The organism is Litorilituus lipolyticus, from assembly GCF_006439335.1.
Lineage (GTDB): Bacteria > Pseudomonadota > Gammaproteobacteria > Enterobacterales > Alteromonadaceae > Colwellia > Colwellia lipolytica.
This window is the reverse complement of record NZ_SAWY01000014.1, coordinates 1-21,820: the sequence shown is the minus strand read 5'-3', so window position 1 is coordinate 21,820 and position 21,820 is coordinate 1. Positions and strand designations below refer to the sequence as shown.

Annotated in this window: 20 protein-coding genes; 16 read left to right on the top strand and 4 right to left on the bottom strand. The window is 36.4% G+C overall.

What is annotated here, in order from left to right; genetic code table 11:
- Positions 1-113: 113 nt before the first annotated feature.
- The gene (gene rne / locus EPA86_RS07145) at positions 114-3,191 is read right to left on the bottom strand and encodes a ribonuclease E (RefSeq protein WP_140602747.1); all 3,078 of its coding nucleotides are present in this window, start codon (positions 3,189-3,191) and stop codon (positions 114-116) included.
- Positions 3,192-4,001: 810 nt separating this feature from the next.
- Between rne and rluC the strand changes: the two genes are divergently transcribed.
- Positions 4,002-5,003, top strand: a complete 1,002-nt coding sequence (rluC, locus tag EPA86_RS07140) for a 23S rRNA pseudouridine(955/2504/2580) synthase RluC (protein ID WP_140602748.1) — start codon at positions 4,002-4,004, stop codon at positions 5,001-5,003.
- Positions 5,004-5,070: 67 nt separating this feature from the next.
- Here the strand turns inward: rluC and EPA86_RS07135 are convergent, their stop codons facing one another.
- Positions 5,071-5,661 (bottom strand): Maf family protein, encoded by a 591-nt coding sequence (locus tag EPA86_RS07135; RefSeq protein ID WP_140602746.1) that lies wholly within the window; start codon positions 5,659-5,661, stop codon positions 5,071-5,073.
- A gap of 156 nt (positions 5,662-5,817) precedes the next feature.
- Here EPA86_RS07135 and yceD point away from each other — a divergent pair, with 156 nt between their 5' ends.
- The 13 genes from yceD (at position 5,818) to EPA86_RS07070 (ending at position 15,838) form a co-directional block, all read left to right on the top strand.
- Positions 5,818-6,330 (top strand): 23S rRNA accumulation protein YceD, encoded by a 513-nt coding sequence (yceD, locus tag EPA86_RS07130; protein ID WP_140602745.1) that lies wholly within the window; start codon positions 5,818-5,820, stop codon positions 6,328-6,330.
- Positions 6,331-6,377: 47 nt separating this feature from the next.
- Complete coding sequence (gene rpmF / locus EPA86_RS07125) at positions 6,378-6,548, top strand: 50S ribosomal protein L32 (protein WP_116000475.1); 171 nt, start codon at positions 6,378-6,380, stop codon at positions 6,546-6,548.
- Positions 6,549-6,571: 23 nt separating this feature from the next.
- Positions 6,572-7,627 carry a phosphate acyltransferase PlsX gene (gene plsX, locus EPA86_RS07120; RefSeq protein ID WP_140602744.1) on the top strand — a complete coding sequence of 352 codons (1,056 nt, stop codon included), beginning with the start codon at positions 6,572-6,574 and terminating at the stop codon, positions 7,625-7,627.
- A gap of 60 nt (positions 7,628-7,687) precedes the next feature.
- On the top strand, positions 7,688-8,623 hold the full coding sequence (gene fabD / locus EPA86_RS07115) for an ACP S-malonyltransferase (protein ID WP_140602743.1): 936 nt from the start codon (positions 7,688-7,690) through the stop codon (positions 8,621-8,623).
- Positions 8,624-8,631: 8 nt separating this feature from the next.
- A complete protein-coding gene (gene fabG / locus EPA86_RS07110; protein ID WP_140602742.1) occupies positions 8,632-9,366 on the top strand; it encodes a 3-oxoacyl-ACP reductase FabG in 735 nt (244 codons plus the stop codon).
- A 175-nt stretch (positions 9,367-9,541) separates the two neighbouring features.
- A complete protein-coding gene (gene acpP / locus EPA86_RS07105) occupies positions 9,542-9,775 on the top strand; it encodes an acyl carrier protein (protein ID WP_140602741.1) in 234 nt (77 codons plus the stop codon).
- 135 nt (positions 9,776-9,910) lie between these two features.
- Positions 9,911-11,149, top strand: coding sequence for a beta-ketoacyl-ACP synthase II (gene fabF, locus EPA86_RS07100; RefSeq protein ID WP_140602740.1), 1,239 nt, complete (start codon positions 9,911-9,913; stop codon positions 11,147-11,149).
- Between the two features lie 113 nt (positions 11,150-11,262).
- Entirely contained in the window at positions 11,263-12,063 is an 801-nt protein-coding gene (gene pabC, locus EPA86_RS07095) for an aminodeoxychorismate lyase (RefSeq protein ID WP_140602739.1), read from the top strand.
- A complete protein-coding gene (gene mltG / locus EPA86_RS07090) occupies positions 12,056-13,063 on the top strand; it encodes an endolytic transglycosylase MltG (protein ID WP_140602738.1) in 1,008 nt (335 codons plus the stop codon). Before pabC ends, mltG begins: the two co-directional genes overlap by 8 nt.
- A 20-nt stretch (positions 13,064-13,083) precedes the next feature.
- On the top strand, positions 13,084-13,707 hold the full coding sequence (tmk, locus tag EPA86_RS07085; RefSeq protein ID WP_140602737.1) for a dTMP kinase: 624 nt from the start codon (positions 13,084-13,086) through the stop codon (positions 13,705-13,707).
- A 13-nt stretch (positions 13,708-13,720) separates the two neighbouring features.
- A complete protein-coding gene (locus EPA86_RS07080; protein WP_140602736.1) occupies positions 13,721-14,653 on the top strand; it encodes a DNA polymerase III subunit delta' in 933 nt (310 codons plus the stop codon).
- Between the two features lie 15 nt (positions 14,654-14,668).
- Positions 14,669-14,995 (top strand): PilZ domain-containing protein, encoded by a 327-nt coding sequence (locus EPA86_RS07075; protein WP_140602735.1) that lies wholly within the window; start codon positions 14,669-14,671, stop codon positions 14,993-14,995.
- Positions 14,996-15,070: 75 nt separating this feature from the next.
- The gene (locus EPA86_RS07070) at positions 15,071-15,838 is read left to right on the top strand and encodes a TatD family hydrolase (RefSeq protein WP_140602734.1); all 768 of its coding nucleotides are present in this window, start codon (positions 15,071-15,073) and stop codon (positions 15,836-15,838) included.
- A 353-nt stretch (positions 15,839-16,191) separates the two neighbouring features.
- On the opposite strand, the gene EPA86_RS07065 is transcribed toward EPA86_RS07070, so the two are convergent.
- Positions 16,192-17,763: a cation:proton antiporter family protein gene (locus EPA86_RS07065; RefSeq protein ID WP_140602733.1), complete on the bottom strand. Its 1,572-nt coding sequence runs from the start codon at positions 17,761-17,763 to the stop codon at positions 16,192-16,194.
- 145 nt (positions 17,764-17,908) lie between these two features.
- Complete coding sequence (locus EPA86_RS07060; RefSeq protein ID WP_140602732.1) at positions 17,909-18,532, bottom strand: arylesterase; 624 nt, start codon at positions 18,530-18,532, stop codon at positions 17,909-17,911.
- Between EPA86_RS07060 and EPA86_RS07055 the strand changes: the two genes are divergently transcribed.
- Both EPA86_RS07055 and EPA86_RS07050 read left to right on the top strand, forming a co-directional pair.
- Positions 18,531-19,244 carry an ABC transporter ATP-binding protein gene (locus EPA86_RS07055; RefSeq protein WP_140602731.1) on the top strand — a complete coding sequence of 238 codons (714 nt, stop codon included), beginning with the start codon at positions 18,531-18,533 and terminating at the stop codon, positions 19,242-19,244. The two genes, EPA86_RS07060 and EPA86_RS07055, sit on opposite strands and share 2 nt — an antisense overlap.
- Positions 19,234-21,735: an ABC transporter permease gene (locus tag EPA86_RS07050; RefSeq protein ID WP_140602730.1), complete on the top strand. Its 2,502-nt coding sequence runs from the start codon at positions 19,234-19,236 to the stop codon at positions 21,733-21,735. The genes EPA86_RS07055 and EPA86_RS07050 overlap by 11 nt, the downstream gene beginning before the upstream one ends.
- The last annotated feature ends 85 nt before the right edge of the window (positions 21,736-21,820 follow it).

The window sequence follows — 21,820 nt, the reverse complement described above, 5'->3', positions numbered from 1 at the left end:
CTCATATGGCCTTAAAATACAAAACGCCTGATGAAATTCATCAGGCGTTTTAGAAAAAAAGTGTCAACCTATATCAGGACAACACACTTTTCGTTATTTACTATTTGATTAAATTAGCAAGTTTTTTTCGCTAGCGATGAACTGTGATTACTAGCATCTCCAACTACGGCAAATTTACCTGATGTAAGGTGGTCAATTCGCTCACTATTTTCCATAAAGTCACTAGGAATATCATTTATGGTAGTAATAGTCTCTGTTCTTGTCATTGGAGCAGAGGCGTGACCAGATAAACGGTTTGCCTTTTTAACTTGGCGAGCAAGTTTTTTGTCTTTTACTGGTGTTTTCTTTACTTGCTTTTTACTGACTTTCTTTTCTGGTGTAGCGGATTGTTCAGTATTTGAGTCACTATTAGTACCAAGCTTTGAAGGTTCTGAAACTGTGGTTTCTTTTTCCTCTGCATCAGAAGCTTCAGATTGTACTGAGTTAGTTTCTAACGTTTCTTTTTCAGCAACAATTTCAATACTTGGCTCTAGTGAAGCAGTAGCTTTGGACTCATCATCTGAAGCTGCCTGTATTTCTTGAGCTTCAATAGATTGAGTTTGGGCATTAACATCTTCTGTTGCAATGTTAGTTTCTACAGCTTCTGTACTAGAGGTCTCGGTAGATTCTGAGCCTTCAACGACTTCGGTGCTAGTTTCCGTTTTCGTTGAAGAAACATTTTCGTTACTTTGCTCATGTACTTGGCTTAGTTGCTGTTCGTCACCAAACGGTAAGTTTTGTTGAACTTCAGTACTTACAGGATCTGTTTTTATCGAATCCGCTTTATTATCAACTGTAGCAGTCATTTTGCTTTCAGCTGAGTTGCTTTTAACAGTCTCTGTAACAGTCTCTGTACTCGTATTGGTAACTTGTACTTCACTATCTTTTTGCTGTTCTTCTACGTCAGGATAGCGTGCTACTACAGCTTCATCTTTTAACGGAGCTGCTTGCTTTTCATTATTGTCATTTGAACTTCTTCTTCTACGTTGACCGTTTGAGCGCAAATGTCTTGGTGAGCGTCTATTACGTTGACGATCTTCAGATTTGTTCTCAGTTGTTTGATCTACATTCGAAGTAGTCTCAATATCTTGGTTTTTAATGGTTTCATCTACTGATGTCTTAGTATTTTGTTCAACACGTACTTTTTTACGGTTATTTCTACGTTGACGACGTTCTGCAACCTTTTCCTCTTTTACAACCTGATTTTTTTCTTGTTCAGGTTTACGAGCTTGGCGCTTAGGTTTATTAGTATTTTTCTTTTGACTATTACGCTCAGACCTATTGCCTTTTTCTTGAGTCGTTGATTTTTCGTCTTTTGAAGTACGATCTTCATTACGGTTTCTATTACCGCGATTATTCCTACGTTGACCTTGCTTTCTATTTTGTTGATTTCTATTGCGGTTATTCTTCTGTTGAGTTTGTGGCTTTTCTTCTTCAACAACTTCTTCAGTAACAAAAAGTGATTTTAACCAACCAAAGAAGCCTTTAGACTTAGTTTCACTTTGTGGTTTTGAATCTTTGTTTTGTGAAGTTTCTTGAGATGCACTGCGTTTAGGAGCTGACATTCCTTGAATCACTGGCTCATCTCTTTTCGCTGCTTCTTTATCAAACTTAGGCATTTTAGCTTCTTCAAGCTCTGCCTGTTTAACAGGTAACTCGTAACTTGCTTCGGTAATAGATTCATCTTTTTTCACGCGAACTACTTCATACTGAGGAGTAGACATATGTGGGTTAGGGATGATCAACACTTTTACATTATGATGTTTTTCAACATGCATAACAGAGCGGCGTTTTTCGTTCAATAAATAGGTAGCAACTGGTACCGGCACTTGTGCTTGTACATGTTGAGTATTTTCTTTAATCGCTTCCTCTTCCATTAAACGAAGAATAGATAACGCTAAAGATTCAACACCTCTTACCTGACCAGTTCCATTACATCTAGGACAAACACCTTGACTGGTTTCACCAATAGAAGGGCGCAGGCGTTGACGTGACATTTCAAGCAAACCAAAACGAGAAATTCGACCTAACTGAATGCGAGCTCTATCTTGATGTACAGAGTCTCTCATTCTGTTTTCAACTTCACGTTGATGCCTAACAGGTGTCATATCGATGAAATCAATTACGACCAATCCACCAAGATCTCGCAATCTTAGTTGACGTGCGATTTCTTCAGCTGCTTCTAAGTTAGTATTGAAAGCTGTTTCTTCAATATCTCCGCCTTTTGTTGCTCTCGCAGAGTTTATATCTATTGAGGTCATTGCTTCTGTCGGGTCTATAACAATAGAACCACCAGAAGGAAGTCTTACTTCGCGTTGAAAAGCTGTTTCAATTTGTGTTTCAATTTGATAGTGCGTAAATAAAGGCACATCACTATTATATAATTTGATTTTACTCAAAAAGTCAGGACGAACTATTTCAATGTGCTTTTTAACACTTTCATAGGTCTTTGGTCTATCAATAAGAACTTCGCCAATATCACGACGTAAATAGTCGCGAATTGCGCGTAAAATTAAATTGGTTTCTTGGTGAATTAAAAAAGGAGCAGGGCGGTTAGCTGCAGCATCGCTTATAGCCTGCCAATGATGTAGCAGAACACTGAGATCCCACTCTAATTCATCATAGTCTTTTCCTACACCAGCAGTACGAACAATTAACCCCATACCTTTAGGTAAATCTAATTTACTTAAAGAGGCTTTAAGTTCAGTTCTTTCATCACCTTCTATACGACGTGAAATACCGCCGGCTCTCGGGTTATTCGGCATTAATACTAAATAACTACCAGCTAAGCTAATAAAGGTTGTTAAAGCGGCGCCTTTTTGACCACGTTCTTCTTTATCAATTTGAACAATGACCTCTTGGCCTTCATGAAGAACCTCTTTGATATTAGGACGGCCTTGAAAGGTGTAGCCTTTAGGGAAGTATTCACGAGCTATTTCTTTCATTGGCAAGAAGCCATGTCGCTCAGCACCGTAATCAACGAAAGCTGCTTCTAAAGAAGGCTCTATTCGTGTGATTTTGGCTTTATAGATATTGGATTTTTTTTGTTCGTGACCAGGACTTTCGATATCTAAATCATAAAGTTTTTGGCCGTCTACAAGTGCTACGCGCAATTCTTCTGATTGGGTAGCGTTTATTAACATACGTTTCATAGTTTCTGAGACTCATTTTTTAGTCACAGCGCACTATTGCTATGTACATAAAGCAATCTACTTCGATGGTAACAGCAATTTGTCAGCCTCACGGATGTCATAGTTAACGTGTCATTTTACCACGTTAAGCTGTTATAAATTCTGATTGTTAATTGTATTTTGCAAACTCTTATAAAAAGAATTTACAGTAAATTTGTTTCTTTATGTGCTTGCAATACTTTGCTGAGCAAACTTATTGGAAAGTATTTAAACAAGTGAGTTACGTTTGTTATTCAATACGTTAATTATCTCATTTGTTAATGGAAAAATGTCTTTTCGCAATAAGTGTATTTAATTAAATTTGCTTTATGGTGCTGGACAAATCAAAGTTTTTATTGATTTACTGTTTATGCTTAATTGCTCTTATTACAAGTACACATTGCTTAAACTAAGTTACCTGGAACAATTAATACAAGTGGCTGTACAGTTAGTTATGTCATTAAACATATGTTTCATAATGCATAACTAAGTAGCCGCAGCTTGCCTCTTACGTCTCTCTTTAAAGCTATCTGTGTTATTGATTAATTTTCAGTGCTGTTTTCATCCTAACGCTAGACATATGTGTCATTAATAGACTGTTAAGATAAAATTTTAACCATAACCCTCTTATTATCACACTATATGTCCAGATAAGCCAATAAAAATGGTCAAAATTTAGATAAATATAAAAATAAAGTCTGTATATAAAGAAATTAAAGCAAAGTAAAGTGTGATAAACTTGACTATATCAGTTAAGAGCAACGCAATAATAAGTTTATGACCTCAAAAGAAATGAACCATAAATTGAAAAACACTGAAGTAAAGACGACTTCAAATCAACAAGAAGAAAAGCCGAAAGTACGCTTTTTTGATATAGACCATGATGACGCGGGGCAGCGCATTGATAACTTCCTTTTAAGAACTTTAAAAGGAGTTCCAAAAAGTCATTTATATAGATTAATGAGAAAAGGTGAAATTAGAGTAAATAAAAAACGCATAAAACCCGTTTATAAGTTGTTATCTGGTGATGTTGTGCGTGTTGCTCCAATACGTATATCTGAGAAAACTGATGAGGTATCAACTAGTTTAAACATTGTCGCTAGCTTAGAACAGCAAATATTATTTGAAGATGATAGATTGATAGTTATTAATAAACCATCAGGTATGGCTGTTCATGGTGGTAGTGGCTTAAGTTTTGGCTTGATTGAAGCGTTACGTGCTCTTAGGCCACAAGCCAAAATGTTAGAACTTGTGCATCGTCTTGATAGAGACACTTCAGGGTGTCTTGTTGTCGCGAAAAGAAGATCAGCGTTACGAAATTTACATGAACAGTTACGCAATAAAAAAGTACAAAAATTTTATCATGCTTTAGTTAAAGGTCATTGGTCGACAAAACTGACAAGAGTCACTGATGCATTAAAGAAAAATGATTTAAAATCTGGTGAGCGTGTAGTCGTCGTTGATAATATCAATGGTAAACCCTCAGAGACGAGATACAAAGTTTTGCAACGATATCAAGGAGCAACTTTGGTGAGGGCCTTTCCAGTAACAGGAAGAACTCATCAAATACGTGTGCACTGTCAATCTGCTGGCCACTCAATAGCAGGTGATGCTAAATATGGCCATGATGATTTCGATGCGCAACTTAAACCAAAAGGGTTGAAGCGCTTATTTTTACATGCAGCTAGTATTGAATTTGTTCACCCTAAAACTGAGCAGAAAATTAAAATTGACGCCCCATTAGAAAATAGCTTAGAAAAGCTACTTGCTAATTTAACTAAAGTAGATAATTAACTTATTAAAGCAATTGTAAATTGAGGAATGTTGCAATTGCTTTTTATTTTTTACTATATAACTGTAGCTATTGCTGGTTATTTAATACAAGGTAACCATGTTCTTTTAGAAGGGCGATGAGTTTTATTAAGGGTAAGCCAATAAGCGTATTGGGATCATCTCCAACAAGTTTTTTGAATAAACAGATACCTAAACCTTCACTTTTAAAGCTTCCCGCACAATTATAAGGCTCTTCTGCCAACAAGTATTTTCTTATCTCGTCTTGTGATAGTTCATTAAAGTGTACTTCAAATGGTTCAACAAGTGAGGTTACTTTATTTGTTAGACTATTTACCACAGCTAAACCAGTGTAAAAAGTGACGCATTTATTACTAAATTGTGTCAGTTGTTTTACAGCATTATCAAAATTGTGAGGTTTACCCAATATGATGTTGTCACATACTGCAACTTGATCACTTCCGATAATAAGTGCATCTTTATATGATGGTATAACAGCTTTGGCTTTTTCAATGGCTAATCGCTCCACTAAAGCTTGTGGGCTTTCATTATCAAGTGGCGATTCATCAATGTTTGGTTTAGCACATTCAAAAGCGATGTTAAGTTTTTCTAGAATTGTTTTTCTAAAGGGAGAAGTAGAGCCCAGTACGACAGTTTGCATATGAATCCTGATTTGTTGATTGAATAACTATTTTGATGAAGAACTAAACAAAATAGTAAGATTTAATGCTAATATGTGGGTATTCTTGTTTTTTTAAACAAATTTAGCAAATTTTCTTTTGACACTGGCCTGTATGGGCTATATCATGCGCGCCTTATGCAGAATCTTAAGCTTCCGATTACAATTAGTCCATTACGAAGTGCACAGCGAAGGCTTGTGTGCGAAGGTGTCTTTAAGTTGTCGGAAATGACTAGGCTACTGGCTGCGTGCGAAAGTACAAGCGAGTATGCTCAAGTTAGTGTTAAGTTTGATGTGGATGAACGTGGTCTTACTGTTATCAGTGGCAACGCATCGGCATTAGTTGCATTAACTTGTCAGCGGTGTAATGAGCCCTATGAACAGTTATTAGAAGTTGAATTTACTTTTAGTCCTGCGAAGAATGCTGAAGCTGCTGAAAAAATTCCGTCATATTATGACGTAATAGAATTAGATGAAAATGGTGAAGTGAACTTGCGTGAATTGGTGGAAGAAGAATTAATTCTAACTATTCCATTAATTCCAAGGCATGAACTTGAAGATTGCTCTGCTGATGCAGACAGTGTTTGGGGAGAGTTGCCTGAAGAGCTTGAGAAGCCGAATCCATTTGACGTTTTAAAACAACTTAAATAATTAACTATTATTTAAGTCTTAACTTATAATCGTTTTAGGAGTAACTCATGGCAGTTCAAAAAAGCAAAAAGTCTCGTTCAAGACGTGGCATGCGCCGTTCACATGATGCATTAACAGCAGAAAACTTATCAGTAGATCCAGTTTCTGGTGAAACTCATCGTCGTCACCACGTAACAGCTGATGGCTTTTACAAAGGTGTTAAAGTAATCGCTAAATAAGCGATCAACTTTAAACGATAAGTTTGAGCTTGAACAGTTCAAATAATCTAACCATCGCGTTAGATGTTATGGGGGGCGATAAAGGCCCCCTTATAACAATACCTGCAGCAATACTGGCTATAAATAAACAGCCAAATCTTCACCTTATTCTTTGTGGTGACTCTTCAGTCATTCAACAAGCTTTATCTGAACAGGGCATTTCTGCCGAATCTATTAAAAATCATTCACAGCTATCCATCTTTCACACTAGTCAAGTAGTTACTATGGATGAAAAGCCTGCGTATGCCATGAGAGCAAAGAAAGACTCTTCTATGCGCAAAGCGTTAGATTTAGTGCATGAAGGTAAAGCTCAAGCCTGTGTTAGTGCGGGTAATACTGGTGCACTATTCTCTATGGCGCATTTTGTCTTAAAAACTTTACCGGGTGTAGAAAGACCCGCTCTAATTTCTTCTCTGCCAAGTCGTGATAATGATAAACATGTTTTTATGTTGGATCTTGGTGCCAATGTATTTTGTGAGTCACATGTTTTATACCAGTTTGGTGTAATGGGCTCTGTGCTTGCAGAACAGGTAGATAATATAGAGAACCCCCGTATCGCGTTACTTAATATGGGTGAAGAAGCAATAAAAGGTAGTGACCATATAAAGCTAGCAGCGTTAGAACTGTCTGAAAACAAAGCTATTAATTATATAGGTTTTATTGAAGGTAGTGATATTTTTTCTAATAAAGCTGATGTCATTGTTTGTGATGGGTTTGTTGGTAATGTGGCCCTCAAGACCTGTGAAGGTGTAGCTCGCCTTGTTTATCATAAATCAAAAGCTATATTCACCCAGAATGTTGTTGCGCGAATTCTAAGCTTTTTATTAAAGCCTAGCTTTAAAAAACTATTCAAAACCATGAACCCCGACCAGTATAATGGCGCAAGTTTGATAGGATTGCGCGGTATTGTGGTAAAAAGTCATGGAAATGCAAATTCAACCGCCTTTTATGCAGCAATATTAGAGGCAAAAAAAGAAGTTGAAAGACAAGTGCCAGAAAAAATTAAGGTGATGCTCGAGCAAGGGTTAACACATCAATAATATTAATGTGTTAACAACCGAGAAATTAATCCGTTTACATATTAAAAGAGAATAATAATCATGCAAGACAAATTAGCTTTTGTTTTCCCCGGACAAGGCTCTCAAGCCGTTGCTATGTTATCAGACTTCAGTGATAACGATATTGTACAAGAAACCTTTAAAGAAGCTTCCCAAGCACTAGGCTATGACTTATGGCAATTAATCAGTGAAGGGCCAGGTGAAGAATTAAATAAAACTAACATTACACAACCTGCATTATTAACTTCAAGTGTTGCTTTGTGGCGTTTATGGTTAAGTGAGTCAGATGTTAAACCTGATGTTTTAGCCGGTCATAGCTTAGGCGAATACTCTGCTTTAGTATGTGCAGGAGTTTTATCGTTAACAGACGGCGTTAAATTAGTTGAAAAACGTGGTGAGTTAATGCAAGCATGTGTACCTGCAGGTGTTGGTGCAATGGCCGCAGTTATTGGTTTAGAAGATCAAATTATCATTGATGCTTGTGAAAAAGCACAAGAAAGCGAAGTTGTATCGGCAGTTAACTTTAACTCGCCTGGACAAGTTGTTATTGCAGGCCATAAAGAGGCTGTTGCTAGAGCAGGTGAGTTGTGTAAAGAAGCAGGTGCCAAGAGAGTGTTACCTCTGCCAGTTAGTGTTCCTTCTCATTGTGCCTTAATGAGTGAAGCCGCAAAACAACTTGAAATTGAATTAGATAAAATTACCATCAATGCGCCAAGTATCGATGTAGTGAATAATGTCGATGTTTCGATTGAAAACACACCAGAATCGATTAAGGCTGCATTAGTTAGACAATTATATTCTCCTGTACGTTGGAGTGAAACCATTGTTAAAATTTCAGAAGCCGGTGTGTCTAAAGCAGTTGAAGTAGGGCCGGGTAAAGTATTACAAGGCTTAATGAAAAGAATCAATAAATCTATTAGCAGTGTATCGTTAAATGATGATGCATCACTTGCTAAAACTAAAGAATTAATAAACTAAGGACAATTATGTTTTCATTAACAGGTAAAGTAGCATTAGTCACAGGTGCTAGTCGTGGTATTGGTAAAGCGATTGCCGTGCAGTTAAAAGAGTTAGGTGCCACTGTGGTTGGTACAGCCACTTCTGAAAATGGTGCTGATAAGATTTCTGAATATCTAGGAGAAGGGAACGGGTTGGTACTTAATGTTACTAATGATGATTCTATTGCTCAATTATTCGATAATATTAAAGAAGCTCATGGTTCAGTAGATATATTAGTCAATAATGCCGGTATTACCCGTGATAACTTATTTATGCGTATGAAAGATGAAGAGTGGCATGACATAATTGAGACGAACTTAACTTCTATCTATAAAGTTAGTAAAGCTGCTATTCGCCCTATGATGAAAAAACGTGCGGGTAGAATCATTAATATAGGCTCTGTTGTTGGTAGTATGGGTAATGCTGGACAAGTAAACTACTCAACTGCAAAGGCAGGTTTATTAGGATTCACTAAATCATTAGCTGCAGAAATAGCTTCTCGTGGTATTACAGTTAACACAATAGCTCCAGGTTTTATTGATACCGACATGACGCAAACATTAACTGATGAGCAAAAAGAAGGAATTTTCTCAAAAGTTCCTGCTAATCGTTTAGGAAAACCTGAAGAAATTGCGAGCACTGTTGCATTTTTAGCATCAGATGCGTCTGCATATATTACAGGTGAAACAATTCATGTAAATGGTGGTATGTATATGGTCTAACCCTTTAAAAATACGGGGTTGACTATCATACATTGATTTATATAAGATAAAATTAATTGACTCAACAGGTTAGACCAGATAAAAAAGTAAAATTAGATGCTTGCATGGCAGCCTGTTGGCGAATACACTACACGCAATTTGAAAAATTGCACTTTCAGTAAGTAAAGGAAAAAAAATGAGTACTATCGAAGAACGCGTAAAAAAAATTACTATCGAACAACTAGGTGTTAGTGAAGCAGAAGTTAAAAACGAATCTTCATTCGTTGATGATTTAGGTGCTGATTCATTAGACACTGTAGAATTAGTTATGGCGTTAGAAGAAGAATTTGATACTGAAATTCCTGACGAAGAAGCTGAAAAGATCACTACAGTTCAAGCAGCTATCGATTACGTTACTGCTAACCAGTAATTAAAATTTCAAATCGCTATTGTGATTTGAATTCTAATAATTCGTAAGATTTATTATGAATATTAAAGCGGTATACTTATCCAAGAGTACCGCTTTTTTTATACCTATCATTTTATTTTGGAGGCAGGCGATCTTATGAGACGCGTTGTAGTTACTGGCCTTGGTATGCTTAGCCCTCTAGGCAATACCGCACAAGAAACATGGCAAAACTTACTGCTTGGTAAAAGCGGTATTGGCAATATAGAACACTTCGATACCTCAGCTTACCCAACACGCTTTGCGGGTTTAGTTAAAGGCTTTGATGCACAGAATTATATGGAAAAGAAAGAAGCCAAAAAAATGGATCTTTTTATTCAATATGGTGTAGCAGCAGGAGTTCAAGCGATAAAAGACTCTGGTATTGAAGTAACCAGTGAAAATGCGCCTAGAATAGGTGTTGCTGTTGGTTCTGGCATAGGCGGTTTGGGCCTAATTGAGCAAAACCACGAAAAAATGTTAAAAGCTGAAGGAAGTCCTCGAAAATTATCTCCATTTTTTGTTCCTTCAACCATTATTAATATGATTTCAGGGCACTTGTCTATTATGTTTGGTTTACAAGGGCCAAACATTTCTATTGTTACCGCCTGTACAAGTGGTGTTCATAATATAGGTCACGCTGCGAGGATGATCGCTTACGGTGATGCTGATGTTATGGTAGCTGGTGGAGCAGAAAAGGCTTCAACAACTCTAGGTATGGGTGGTTTTGGTGCAGCTAGAGCTTTATCGACAAGAAATGACGACCCTCAGGCTGCATCTCGTCCGTGGGATAAAGACCGTGATGGTTTTGTACTTGGAGACGGTGCTGGCGTGCTTGTTGTTGAAGAGTATGAGCATGCGAAAGCACGTGGTGCTAAAATTTATGCTGAACTCGTAGGCTTTGGTATGAGCGGCGACGCTTATCATATGACATCACCACCAGCAGATGGTGATGGTGCTGCTAGAGCAATGCAAAATGCAATTAATGATGCCAAAATAGATAAAAATAAAATTGGCTATATCAATGCGCATGGTACTTCTACACCAGCGGGTGATATTGCAGAAACAAATGCGGTTAAATCGGTATTTGGTCAAGGTGCTTACGATTTATTGATGGGCTCGACAAAATCAATGACGGGTCATTTACTTGGCGCTGCGGGTTCTGTTGAAGCAATTTTTAGTATTCAAGCGTTAAATGACAATAAAGTTCCACCAACTATAAATTTAGATAACCCAGATGAAGGTTGTGATTTAGATTACATTCGAGATGGTGCTAGAGATGTCAATTTAGATTACGTACTATGTAATTCATTTGGTTTTGGCGGAACAAACGGCTCTTTAATTTTTAAGAAAATTTAACCCGCACTGAAAAAGCCCTTGCTATTCATATTAGAAGCCTGAATACTCTTTTATAGAGTTTTCAGGCTTTTGTTTTATAGAGTTTTATTCTTTAATTTTTACAATCACAAACTATGATATTTTGTTCAATTAATGGAAAAGAGATTAATGACCTTGCAGTTAATGACAGGGGATTAGCTTATGGTGATGGATTATTCACTACAGCAAAAGTAAAGGATGGACAAGTTGATATGCTTGAGCAGCATGTTAATAGGTTAATAAAAGGCTGTATATTTCTAGGGATTGATATAGAACACTTAGGTGATATTAAAAAGTTAATTATATCTAGTGCGCTAACTTATGAATTAGCAGTATTAAAAGTAATTATTACTGCAGGTAGTGGTGGACGAGGGTATTCTAGAGTTGGCTTGAGCAATCAGTCGAGCAAACTAATTATAATGATATCTGATTTCCCTAAACATTATTTTGCTTTAGCTGAAACTGGCGTTACTTTAGCTGTAAGTAAACAAGCAATATCTGTTAGTCCTATGTTATCAGGCCTTAAACATTTAAATCGTTTAGAACAAGTTCTATTACGTCAAGAGCTGGATTCACAACCTGTTGATGACTTAGTTGTGAGTAATGCAAATAATGAAGTTATCGAAACTACCTGCGCAAATATATTTTATTTACGTGATAATCGTTGGCACACACCTGATGTGTCTTTATCTGGTGTTAATGGATTGATGCGTCAAAAAATAATAAATATTTTAGGTAACATCAACGTATCATCAACGTCCATAGATGAGTTAATTTCTGCGAAAGAGATATTTATTTGTAACTCCATAATGGGAATTTTACCCGTAAAGCGTTTGGCGCAAAATGAGCTTTTAATGAGCCAATCAAAAAGAATAAGAGATCAACTCATTGAGTAAAAAATTAGTATTTGCTGTATTTATCCTAGTATTTGCTTGTTTCATTGTATTTTTTACTTTTAAACAGCAATTAGATAAGCCTCTCAATATAAAAGAAGCTCAATTGCTTACCATTGAAAAAGGTAGTTCGCTTAACTTTCTGCTTAATCAACTCGTAAGTAACCGTTGGATTGATAATAAGTTCTGGATTAGAAATTATGTCCGTGTTTTCCCAAAGACTGTTGTAATTAAGGCTGGCACTTACTTAATTCAACCAAACTCTACTTCTTTGACGCTACTTGCTCAAATTTCATCTGGAATTGAGCACCAGTTCTCAATCACCTTTATTGAAGGCTCAACATTTAAGGATTGGCTAGTATTATTAAAGCAGCAACCATACCTTAAGCAAACATTGACCAATAAAAGTGTTGCTGAGATCGCTCTAATACTCGATTTGAAACATGAAAATCCTGAAGGGTTATTTTTTCCTGAAACATATGCTTATACTGCTAATACAAAAGATATCAGCTTATTGATAAGAGCTAATCAAAAAATGCAGCAGAAAATGGATACCTTCTGGAAAACAAGAATGTCGGGATTGCCATATGAAAGTAAGTATGAAGCACTGATAATGGCTTCAATCATTGAAAAAGAAACCAGCTATTTACCTGAACAACCATTGATAGCGTCTGTCTTTGTAAATCGTTTAAATAAAAAAATGCGCTTGCAAACAGATCCTACGATTATATATGGATTAGGTGATCGTTATCAGGGAGATATTACTTATGCGCATAAACGTGAAAAAACAGCGTATAATACTTATCGAATTTCAGGTCTACCGCCCACTCCAATTGCTATGCCAGGCTTATCATCTATAAAGGCGGCATTAAACCCTGAACAAAGTGATTACTTTTACTTTGTCAGTAACGGGGATAAAAAAGGTAATCATAAATTTAGTAAAACATTGGCTGAGCACAATGCTGCAGTTCAACGCTATTTAAAGAAAATTCGCAGTCAATAGTGTGATTAATAGAGAAAAATATGTCTAAAGGTAAATTTATTGTAATTGAAGGAATGGAAGGAGCAGGTAAGTCCACAGCGATTACTGTTGTCGAGGATTTTCTTAAGCAATCTAATATTCCATTTATTAATACTCGTGAGCCAGGTGGAACGCCACTTGCTGAGTCATTAAGATCTATCGTTAAATCTGTTGAGCATGAAGAAACATTAACTCAAGAAACAGAGTTATTGTTAATGTATGCTAGTAGAAGCCAACTACTTGCCAATAAGATATTACCTGCTCTTGAAAAGGGGGAGTGGGTGATTGGTGACAGACATGATTTAAGTTCAAAAGCTTATCAAGGTGGAGGGAGAAATTTTGATGATGCTGTCATGAAAGCTATCGCCGATGTGACTTTAAAAGGTTTCAAACCAGACTTAACCCTATATTTAGATATAAGCCCTCAAATAGGATTATCACGAGCGAAAGCGAGAGGGGAACTTGATAGAATTGAGCTTGAAAAAATAGACTTTTTTGATCGAGTAAGAAATAAATATCTAGAATTGGCGAGCAAAGACGACTCTATTATTACTATAGATGCTTCTCAAAGTATGCCAATGGTTCATCAAAAAATAGCAGAAGCGTTAGCTGCATTTTTCAAGTAAGAGATTTTTTGTAATGAACCATCAAGGACTTTTAAGTCAGCAATACTCACAAAAACGTCTTCCTCATGCAATTTTAATTACAGGACCTATTGGTTCAGGTAAGCATGATCTAGCTGTTTGGTTAACAGAGCTATTGGCTTGTAGGGATCCCCAGCAAGGGGGGAGTTCTTTAACTGCTTGTGGTCATTGTAAAAACTGTTTATTGACTAAAAGTCAAAGCTACCCTGATCACTTAACTCTTGTATCACATACGGCAAGCATTGGCGTTGACGATATTCGACATAGTAATCAATTTTTAGAGAAAACGGCACATATCGGACAATATAAAACCGTTATGATTCCAAATGCTGATGCTATGACAATTGCAGCATCTAATGCATTACTTAAAACATTAGAAGAGCCAACTAGTGATAGCATTATTATAATAATCACCCATGATATTGAACAGTTATTACCTACGGTAGTAAGCCGGTGCCGTATAATTACAATGCAGCCTTTAGCTGGTCAGCAATTGATTGAGCAAGTAATGGAGCAAAATAAAGCTCTGGAAACAATTGATGATTTAGAAAAAGAGTTTGTGAATATCAGTCATGTATCTGAATTAAAAAATCAAGAGACTTATGCAGATTTTCAACAGCTTAAACAAAGTTATTTAGATTTAATAAATCAAAATGGCTCAAGTGATGTTTTGTATGAGCAACTGATGAATAATGAGCATGCTTTACGTTGGTTAGAAAAAATCACCTGTAATTTACAGCGAGCACAGCATTTACCGAAGTATTCGAAACTTAGTCAAAATCATTGTAAACTATCAACATCAGTGCTTAATCAATTATTTGACGTTATAATTAAGGCAAATAGAACATTAAAGCAATACGCACAAGTTAATAGGCAGATGGTTTTAGAGCAATTGTACTTTAACTTGATAAAAATATTAAAAAGCTAAAATAGGAGAATAGCCTTGGTTCCACTCAATGTAGAGTTTCATTCTGAACGAGATTTACACTTAGCTTTTATGCCATTTCTAAAAGAAGGTGGTATATTTGTTCGAACTCCTCGTGTTTATGAGCTAGGTGCTGAAGTAGAACTAAACGTACTGTTGCCTGATTCATTAGAGCCTTCTGTTGTTAAAGGCGAAGTGTGTTGGTTAACCCCTATTGGTGCTCAAAATGGTACCCCACCTGGAGTTGGTGTTACCTTTGTTGAAGATCCTGATAAAATTCGTCATCAAATTGAACAAGCGATTGCTCGACATTTAAACTCTTCTGAGCCTACCTTAACTATGTAGTGCCTAATTAATATCTAGTTATATAGGCAGTTTTTTAGCTGCCTTTTTTATTTGTACAACCATAAAGGAACTATTTTGTTCATAGATTCACACTGTCATTTAGATCGACTCGATCTGTCAGAATACGATAACAACCTCGATAACGTGGTAAATGCGGCTAAAATAGCTAATGTCACTGAGATGCTATGTGTTAGTGTCACATTAAAGGAATTTCCTTTAATGGTAGAAAAAACCAAGCATTATGAGAATGTGTCATTAACATGTGGTGCACATCCACTGAATCAAGATGACATAATAAATACTGAAGAATTGTTAGAGCTTGCTCAGCATCAGCGAGTTATTGCTATTGGAGAAACGGGTTTAGATTATTATTATGCCCCTGAAACAAAAGAGTTACAGCAAGACTCTTTTAGAAAACATATTCAGGTTGCAAAACAATTAAAAAAACCGCTTATTATTCATACTAGAGATGCACAGGAAGATACCTTAGCTATTATGCGAGAAGAGGGAGCTGATGAGATAGGTGGGATTTTACATTGCTTCACAGAGTCATGGGAAATGGCTGAGCAAGCGATTGAGCTAGGTTTCTACATTTCATTTTCTGGTATTGTTACCTTCAAAAATGCAAACGCATTGAGATCTGTGGCGGCAAAAGTGCCAAACAATCGTTTCCTTATTGAAACAGATGCTCCTTATTTGGCACCAGTGCCACACAGAGGAAAACAAAATCAACCTGCTTATGTTGTAGAAGTAGCAAAGCATTTAGCAAGTATTCGAGGCCAATCTGTTGAAGAAATTGCTAAATTATCAACGGATAACTTTAATCACTTATTTGATCGGTAACTATTAGATATATTGCAAAAAAAAAGCCCTAACAACTAGTGTAGGGCTTAAAGGAAGGCTCAAGGGGTTTGAGCCGTGCGCTAATTCATCGTACTAAAAATAAAGCTGCGAGCATTTATTTAAATAAAATAAAGTCAATTTCCTCAACAAGAATAATAATGATTCTTAAACTTGTGTAATTAAGTTTAGTGTATCTTTTGTTTTTTGCTAATTTTATTTTGTATTTTTAAAGTGAAAGCTTAACCTATTGTACAATATGGGTTTTTATATAGACTGTTTGTTTGAATACTCAGATTGGCAACAGCTTGTTTACTGCTAGCTCACTGGTTAAGCACATCTTATCCACAAGTGTTTTATAGCTTAGATTTTAGTAGAGCTAAACTTTCTTCCGCAAAACCAACACCTGCCTCACTATAAAAGTTAAATACCTTATCAATGCCGTGTTCTTCTAACTTTTGTCGCTCATCATCATATCTGGCCACAGCAGCTATTTGGCCTTCATAATTTGCTGCCTGTAATTGCTGGGTAATACTTAAACTGTCTTTTACCGAAGGTAGTGCCAGTAATACTAATTCAATTTTAGATAAGTCGATGCTCTCCCAAAAATGAATATCTTCTGCATCACCATAAAATGCATTTACCCCTTGCTCGTTGAGCCAAGTTATTTTCTCTTTGTCGGCATCAAGTCCCCAAGCTAACTGTTCGCTATGATTGTTAATTGCTCTGTATGCCCCCATACCTACACGACCCATACCAACGAGTACTATCGGCCTTTGACATGGTTGACTAAAACTATCTTCTGCTAACTTACTTAGACGTTCAAAACGAGAGAGTATCCCTCTGTATTTGCTGAACATATTATGTGCATGGTTATAGATAACATTTGTCGTAATAAAAGAGATAGATACTGTTAGGGCAAGTATAACCAGCCACTCATTGCTAAGTAATCCTGCGGTCACACTAATTGAGGCAACTATTAAGCCAAATTCACTAAAATTACTTAATGAAAGTGCCCCTAAAAATGCCGTTCTACAGCGAAGTTTTAAAGCACTAAATAGCCAGAAGAATAGTAAAAATTTAATAGGGACTAGCAACATTAGTAAAGTAGCTAAGCCAAGCATTTCAAATGTTGGTTTAGCTGTGAAACCAATAGAAAGGAAGAATCCAATTAAAAACAGATCCTTAAAACTCATTAATGCTTTATTAATCTCAGAGGCTTTGGTATGAGACGCCAAAAACATACCAATAAGTAAAGCTCCTAAATCACCTTTGATATTGACCAACTCAAATAGCTCATAACTGCCTAAGGCTAAGAAAAAACCCGTTAAAGGGATTAGCTCACCATGACCAACATCAGATATAATTTTTGAAATAATGGGGCGTAAGGCAAATAATCCTAACAACGAGATGGCCCAAATTGATGGTATTTTACCTGTTGCTGCCACTAAAAATGCAACTGCTGCAATATCCTGTATGACTAATATGCCTACTGCGAGTCTGCCATGTCGAGTTTTCATTTCACCATTTTCTTCAAGTAATTTGATGACACAAACTGTGCTACTAAAACTTAAAGCAAATGCTATTAAAATCGCAGTGTTAAAGTCGAGTGATGAAAAGTAACTGATTGAGAAAATAGCAAACGTTTTTATGCTAACAAGGCAGATTGCTATCCATAATATAGTGTGCATGGAACTTCCAAGCCATACCTCAGGCTTTAGAAGACTCTTTACGTTTAATTTTAGACCTATGGTAAATAACATTAATGTTATTCCCAGATCACTGAGTGTTTTTAACGAGTCATCAGCCTGTATGCCAACAAAGTTCAGGATAAACCCTGCTGCAAGATAGCCAATAGATGGTGGTAGAGATGCTTTTTTTGCAACTAGGCCACAAAGAAATGCGCATAAGATCCAAAGAAAATTCATAAATTGCTCTATAAAATGACTATAACTTTTATCGTAGGTTTATAATTCAAAACATTACTATTTTCGTGTACCGAATTACGAAATGATTTTACCTTAAAACAATTATATTAACCTAGTTAAAAATCTATAACGCTGATAAATAAGACTATGAATTATTTAGCCATTGACTGATTTCTTTGTACATGAAATCTCGGATTATAGGTTGTGCTTTTGCGTTAGGGTGTAAGTTGTCATCTAGCATTAAACTTGTATCAATAGCGATTGAAGTCATGAAATAAGGCATAAGATAAGCTCCTGTTTTATCCGCAACCTTTTGATAGTTACTTTTAAACATCGAGGTATACCTTGGACCCAAATTGGGTGGGATTTGTATTTCCATTAACGCGACTTTTGCACCGATTTTCTGGCTTTTTGTCACTAGGTAAGTTAAGTGTTTATGTATTAGGCTAATAGGAAAGCCTCGTATACCATCGTTTCCGCCAAGCTCGATTAATACATGAGTTGGTTGATGGGTAGTCAGCCAACCATCAACTTTTAATAATGCGTTGTCAGTAGTTTGTCCACTGATTGCCGTATTAATAACCGTTATTGTGGCATTTTCTTGATTATATTTATTTTGTAACAAATGAACCCATGCTTGCTCTTGCTCAAGCCCATAGCCAGCACTTAAGCTATCACCTATAAGTAAAATTTTATTTTCAGCTTTTGCTAAATTGGCTGATAGAATAAACAAAAAGATAATTATAGATTTTAGGAATATACGAGTCATGTCTGTACTTTCTCAGTTAAATGTAATTCAAGCGTCAGGTTTAAGTAAAAGTGTAAACACTCTTGAAGGAAGCCTTACTATCCTTAGTGATATTAACTTCTCTGTCAAGTCAGGTGAATCTGTAGCCATTGTAGGAGCATCTGGCTCAGGTAAATCAACTCTACTAAGTTTGTTAGCAGGGCTAGATGTAGCCAGCCAAGGTGAAATTCATTTAGATGGAGATGCATTAAGTGAACTCGACGAAGAATCAAGAGCTAAAGTTAGAGCAGATAAAGTTGGCTTCGTCTTTCAATCATTTATGTTGGTTCAAAGTTTAACGGCCCTTGAAAATGTCATGTTACCCGCTGAATTATCAGGTGATCACGATGCTAAACCTCAAGCCGTTGAATTACTTGAGAAGGTAGGGCTTTCACATCGACTTGCACATTATCCATCTCAACTCTCCGGAGGAGAACAACAACGAGTTGCTATTGCTCGAGCTTTTATTGGCTCTCCGAAAATTCTTTTCGCTGATGAACCATCAGCCAATTTAGATAGTAAGAATGGGCATTTGATTGAAAGCTTATTGTTTGATTTAAATAAACAAAATGGTACAACGTTGGTATTAGTCACTCATGATGAACAACTTGCCGCACAATGTGATCGTATTATACATATTGAAGGTGGAAAGCTTGAAAAGATTGTAGATGGGGATGTTGCTCATGTGGGTTAAATTAGCCTTTAAATTATTTTCTCAAGAGTTTAGGCGTGGCGAGTTAACCATTATTTTTGCTGCTATTGCGTTAGCGGTGTTAACTGTATTTAGTCTTTCTTCAATCACTGAGCGAATAGGGTTGAATATAGAACAAAAAAGTAGTGATTTTATTGCCGCTGATAGACGATTATCAAGTAACCATGAATTAGATAGCTCTTATATCACTAAAGCAAAAGAGTATGAGTTGCAAACTGCACAAATGCTATTTTTTGATTCGATGCTATTTGCCAACGATGAATTAGTACTCGGTTCGGTTAAGGCGACCAGCAATGAATACCCACTTCGTGGTCAAGTCACGATAAAAGATCATTTGAATGGTATATCATATGATGTTGATTCAGGCCCTAGCCAAGGCAATGTTTGGTTAAGTGAAGGTTTATTTTATACGCTGAATATAAAAGTCGGTGATAAAGTTGAATTAGGCGCAGGCATATTTAATGTTTCTAAAGTACTAATGAATGAACCTGACGCACCGTTTTTTTCACTTTCTGGTAATAAACGAGTGTTATTAAATTACGCCGATATTGAAATGACTCAAGCTGTACAACCAGGAAGTCGAGTATTTCATCGCCTACTTTTTGCAGGCGAAGAACAGCAAATTCAAGCTTACTATACTTGGCTAAAACCAAAATTAAAGCGTAATCAAAATTGGGAAGGTATAAAAGATCGTCAATCCCCTTTAGGTGAAAATTTACTCAGGGCAGAAAGGTTTTTATTACTCGCTGGTTTGTTCGGCATTATGTTAGCTGCGGTTGCAATGGCTGTATCAGCTAAACGATACTGTGAACGTCAGTATGATCCTGTCGCTATGATGAAAACTTTAGGTGGCAGTAGACAAGTGATAAGAAATATATTTTTACTCCATTTAACGATGGTGACGCTTTTTTCTGTTGTTGTTGGTCTTTTAGTCGGTTTTATTCTTCAATATTTAGGGGCTGGGTATTTATCACAATTTATGGGAACCGAATTACCTGCTGCCGGATTTAAACCATGGTTATTGTCAGCGTTAATTGGTGTGGTTTGCGCCTTAATGTTCTCATTAAAACCGTTGTTGGACTTGTTTGATATTCCACCTTTACGTGTACTTCGTAGAAATTTAGGTGATAAATTAGCAATCAGTCGATTACATGTCAGTATCTCAATTTTAACCATCTTCTTATTGATGTGGGGCTTTAGTGGCAATATTAAAACCACGTTAATTCTATTTACTTCAACATTGCTGGTAATAGCTATTTTATTTGCTATTTCTCGTTTGTTATTTGCTGCTGGCCGTCGATTAGGGTTAAGACCTGGTTCAAGTTGGTCATTGGCTATTGCTACATTACAAAAAAGGGCTAACGCCAATGCAGTGCAACTTATTAGTTTTGCATTAGCGATAAAGTTAATGCTTTTTTTGGTTGTATTGAAAAATGATTTGATTACTGATTGGCAAATGCAAATTCCAACTGATGCACCGAACATGTTCATTATTAATATCGCAGAAAATGAAGTAGAACCTATTCAGAACTTTTTTATTAGTAATGATATTCCTCATGAAGCTTTTTATCCTGTTTTCAGTGGCAGGGTAGATGCAGTCAATGGTGAGGAATTTGCGAAGCGTGTTTCTAAGCAGGAAAATGAAGAACAAGATAAAGATGCTAGACGGGGAGTCAGCAGAGAGCCTAACTTAACCTGGCTTGATACCTTACCTGATGGTAACGAAATTACAGAAGGTGAATGGTTTTCAGATTCTGATGAAATTCAAGTGTCAGTCTTTGACGGTTGGAAAGAAGTACTTGATTTGAAATTAGGCGATACTTTGACGCTATTAATTAACGAACAAATTATAGAAGCAAAAGTTACGAGTTTTAGAAAGGTAGATTGGGGCACTATTAAACCGAATTTTGTAATGATCTTAAGTCCGAATATGGCTGGCAAAGTGCCAGTAACTTATTTCAGTGCTGCACAATTAAAAGATAGTGATACTAAAGCAATAAGTCAATTACTTCATCAACATCCTACGATTAGCATGATTGATATAAAATCCCGCTTAGAGCAAGCACAATCAATAATTGCGCAAGTTACCTTAGCGATAGGCTTTGTTTTATCTATTGTCTTAATTAGCGGTGCATTAGTCTTAATTTCACAGGTACAAGCCAGTTTAGCTGAGCGTATGCAAGAAGTGGTTATACTAAGAACGCTAGGTGCTAGGGGTAAACTGATTAAGCTTGCAACGTTGTACGAGTTTTTAATGTTAGGTGCAATTGCAGGATTTGTAGCTGCATTTGTTAGCGATGTAGCTTTACTCGTTATTCAGCAGCAAATGTTTAATGTAGAAGGGCGTTTACACCCTTATATCTGGTTATTAGGACCAAGTAGTGGTGCCATATTTGTAGCGTTAATAGGATATTTCATGGTGTCAAATACAATGAAACAAAATACCCAAGGGCTATTGAGGAAAATAGCATAACAAGTGACTATGGTGTCAAACTTTAATAATTAACTCATTTTAGGATCCCAATAGACACCATCTCTTAACATAGAGTTTAGTGTGA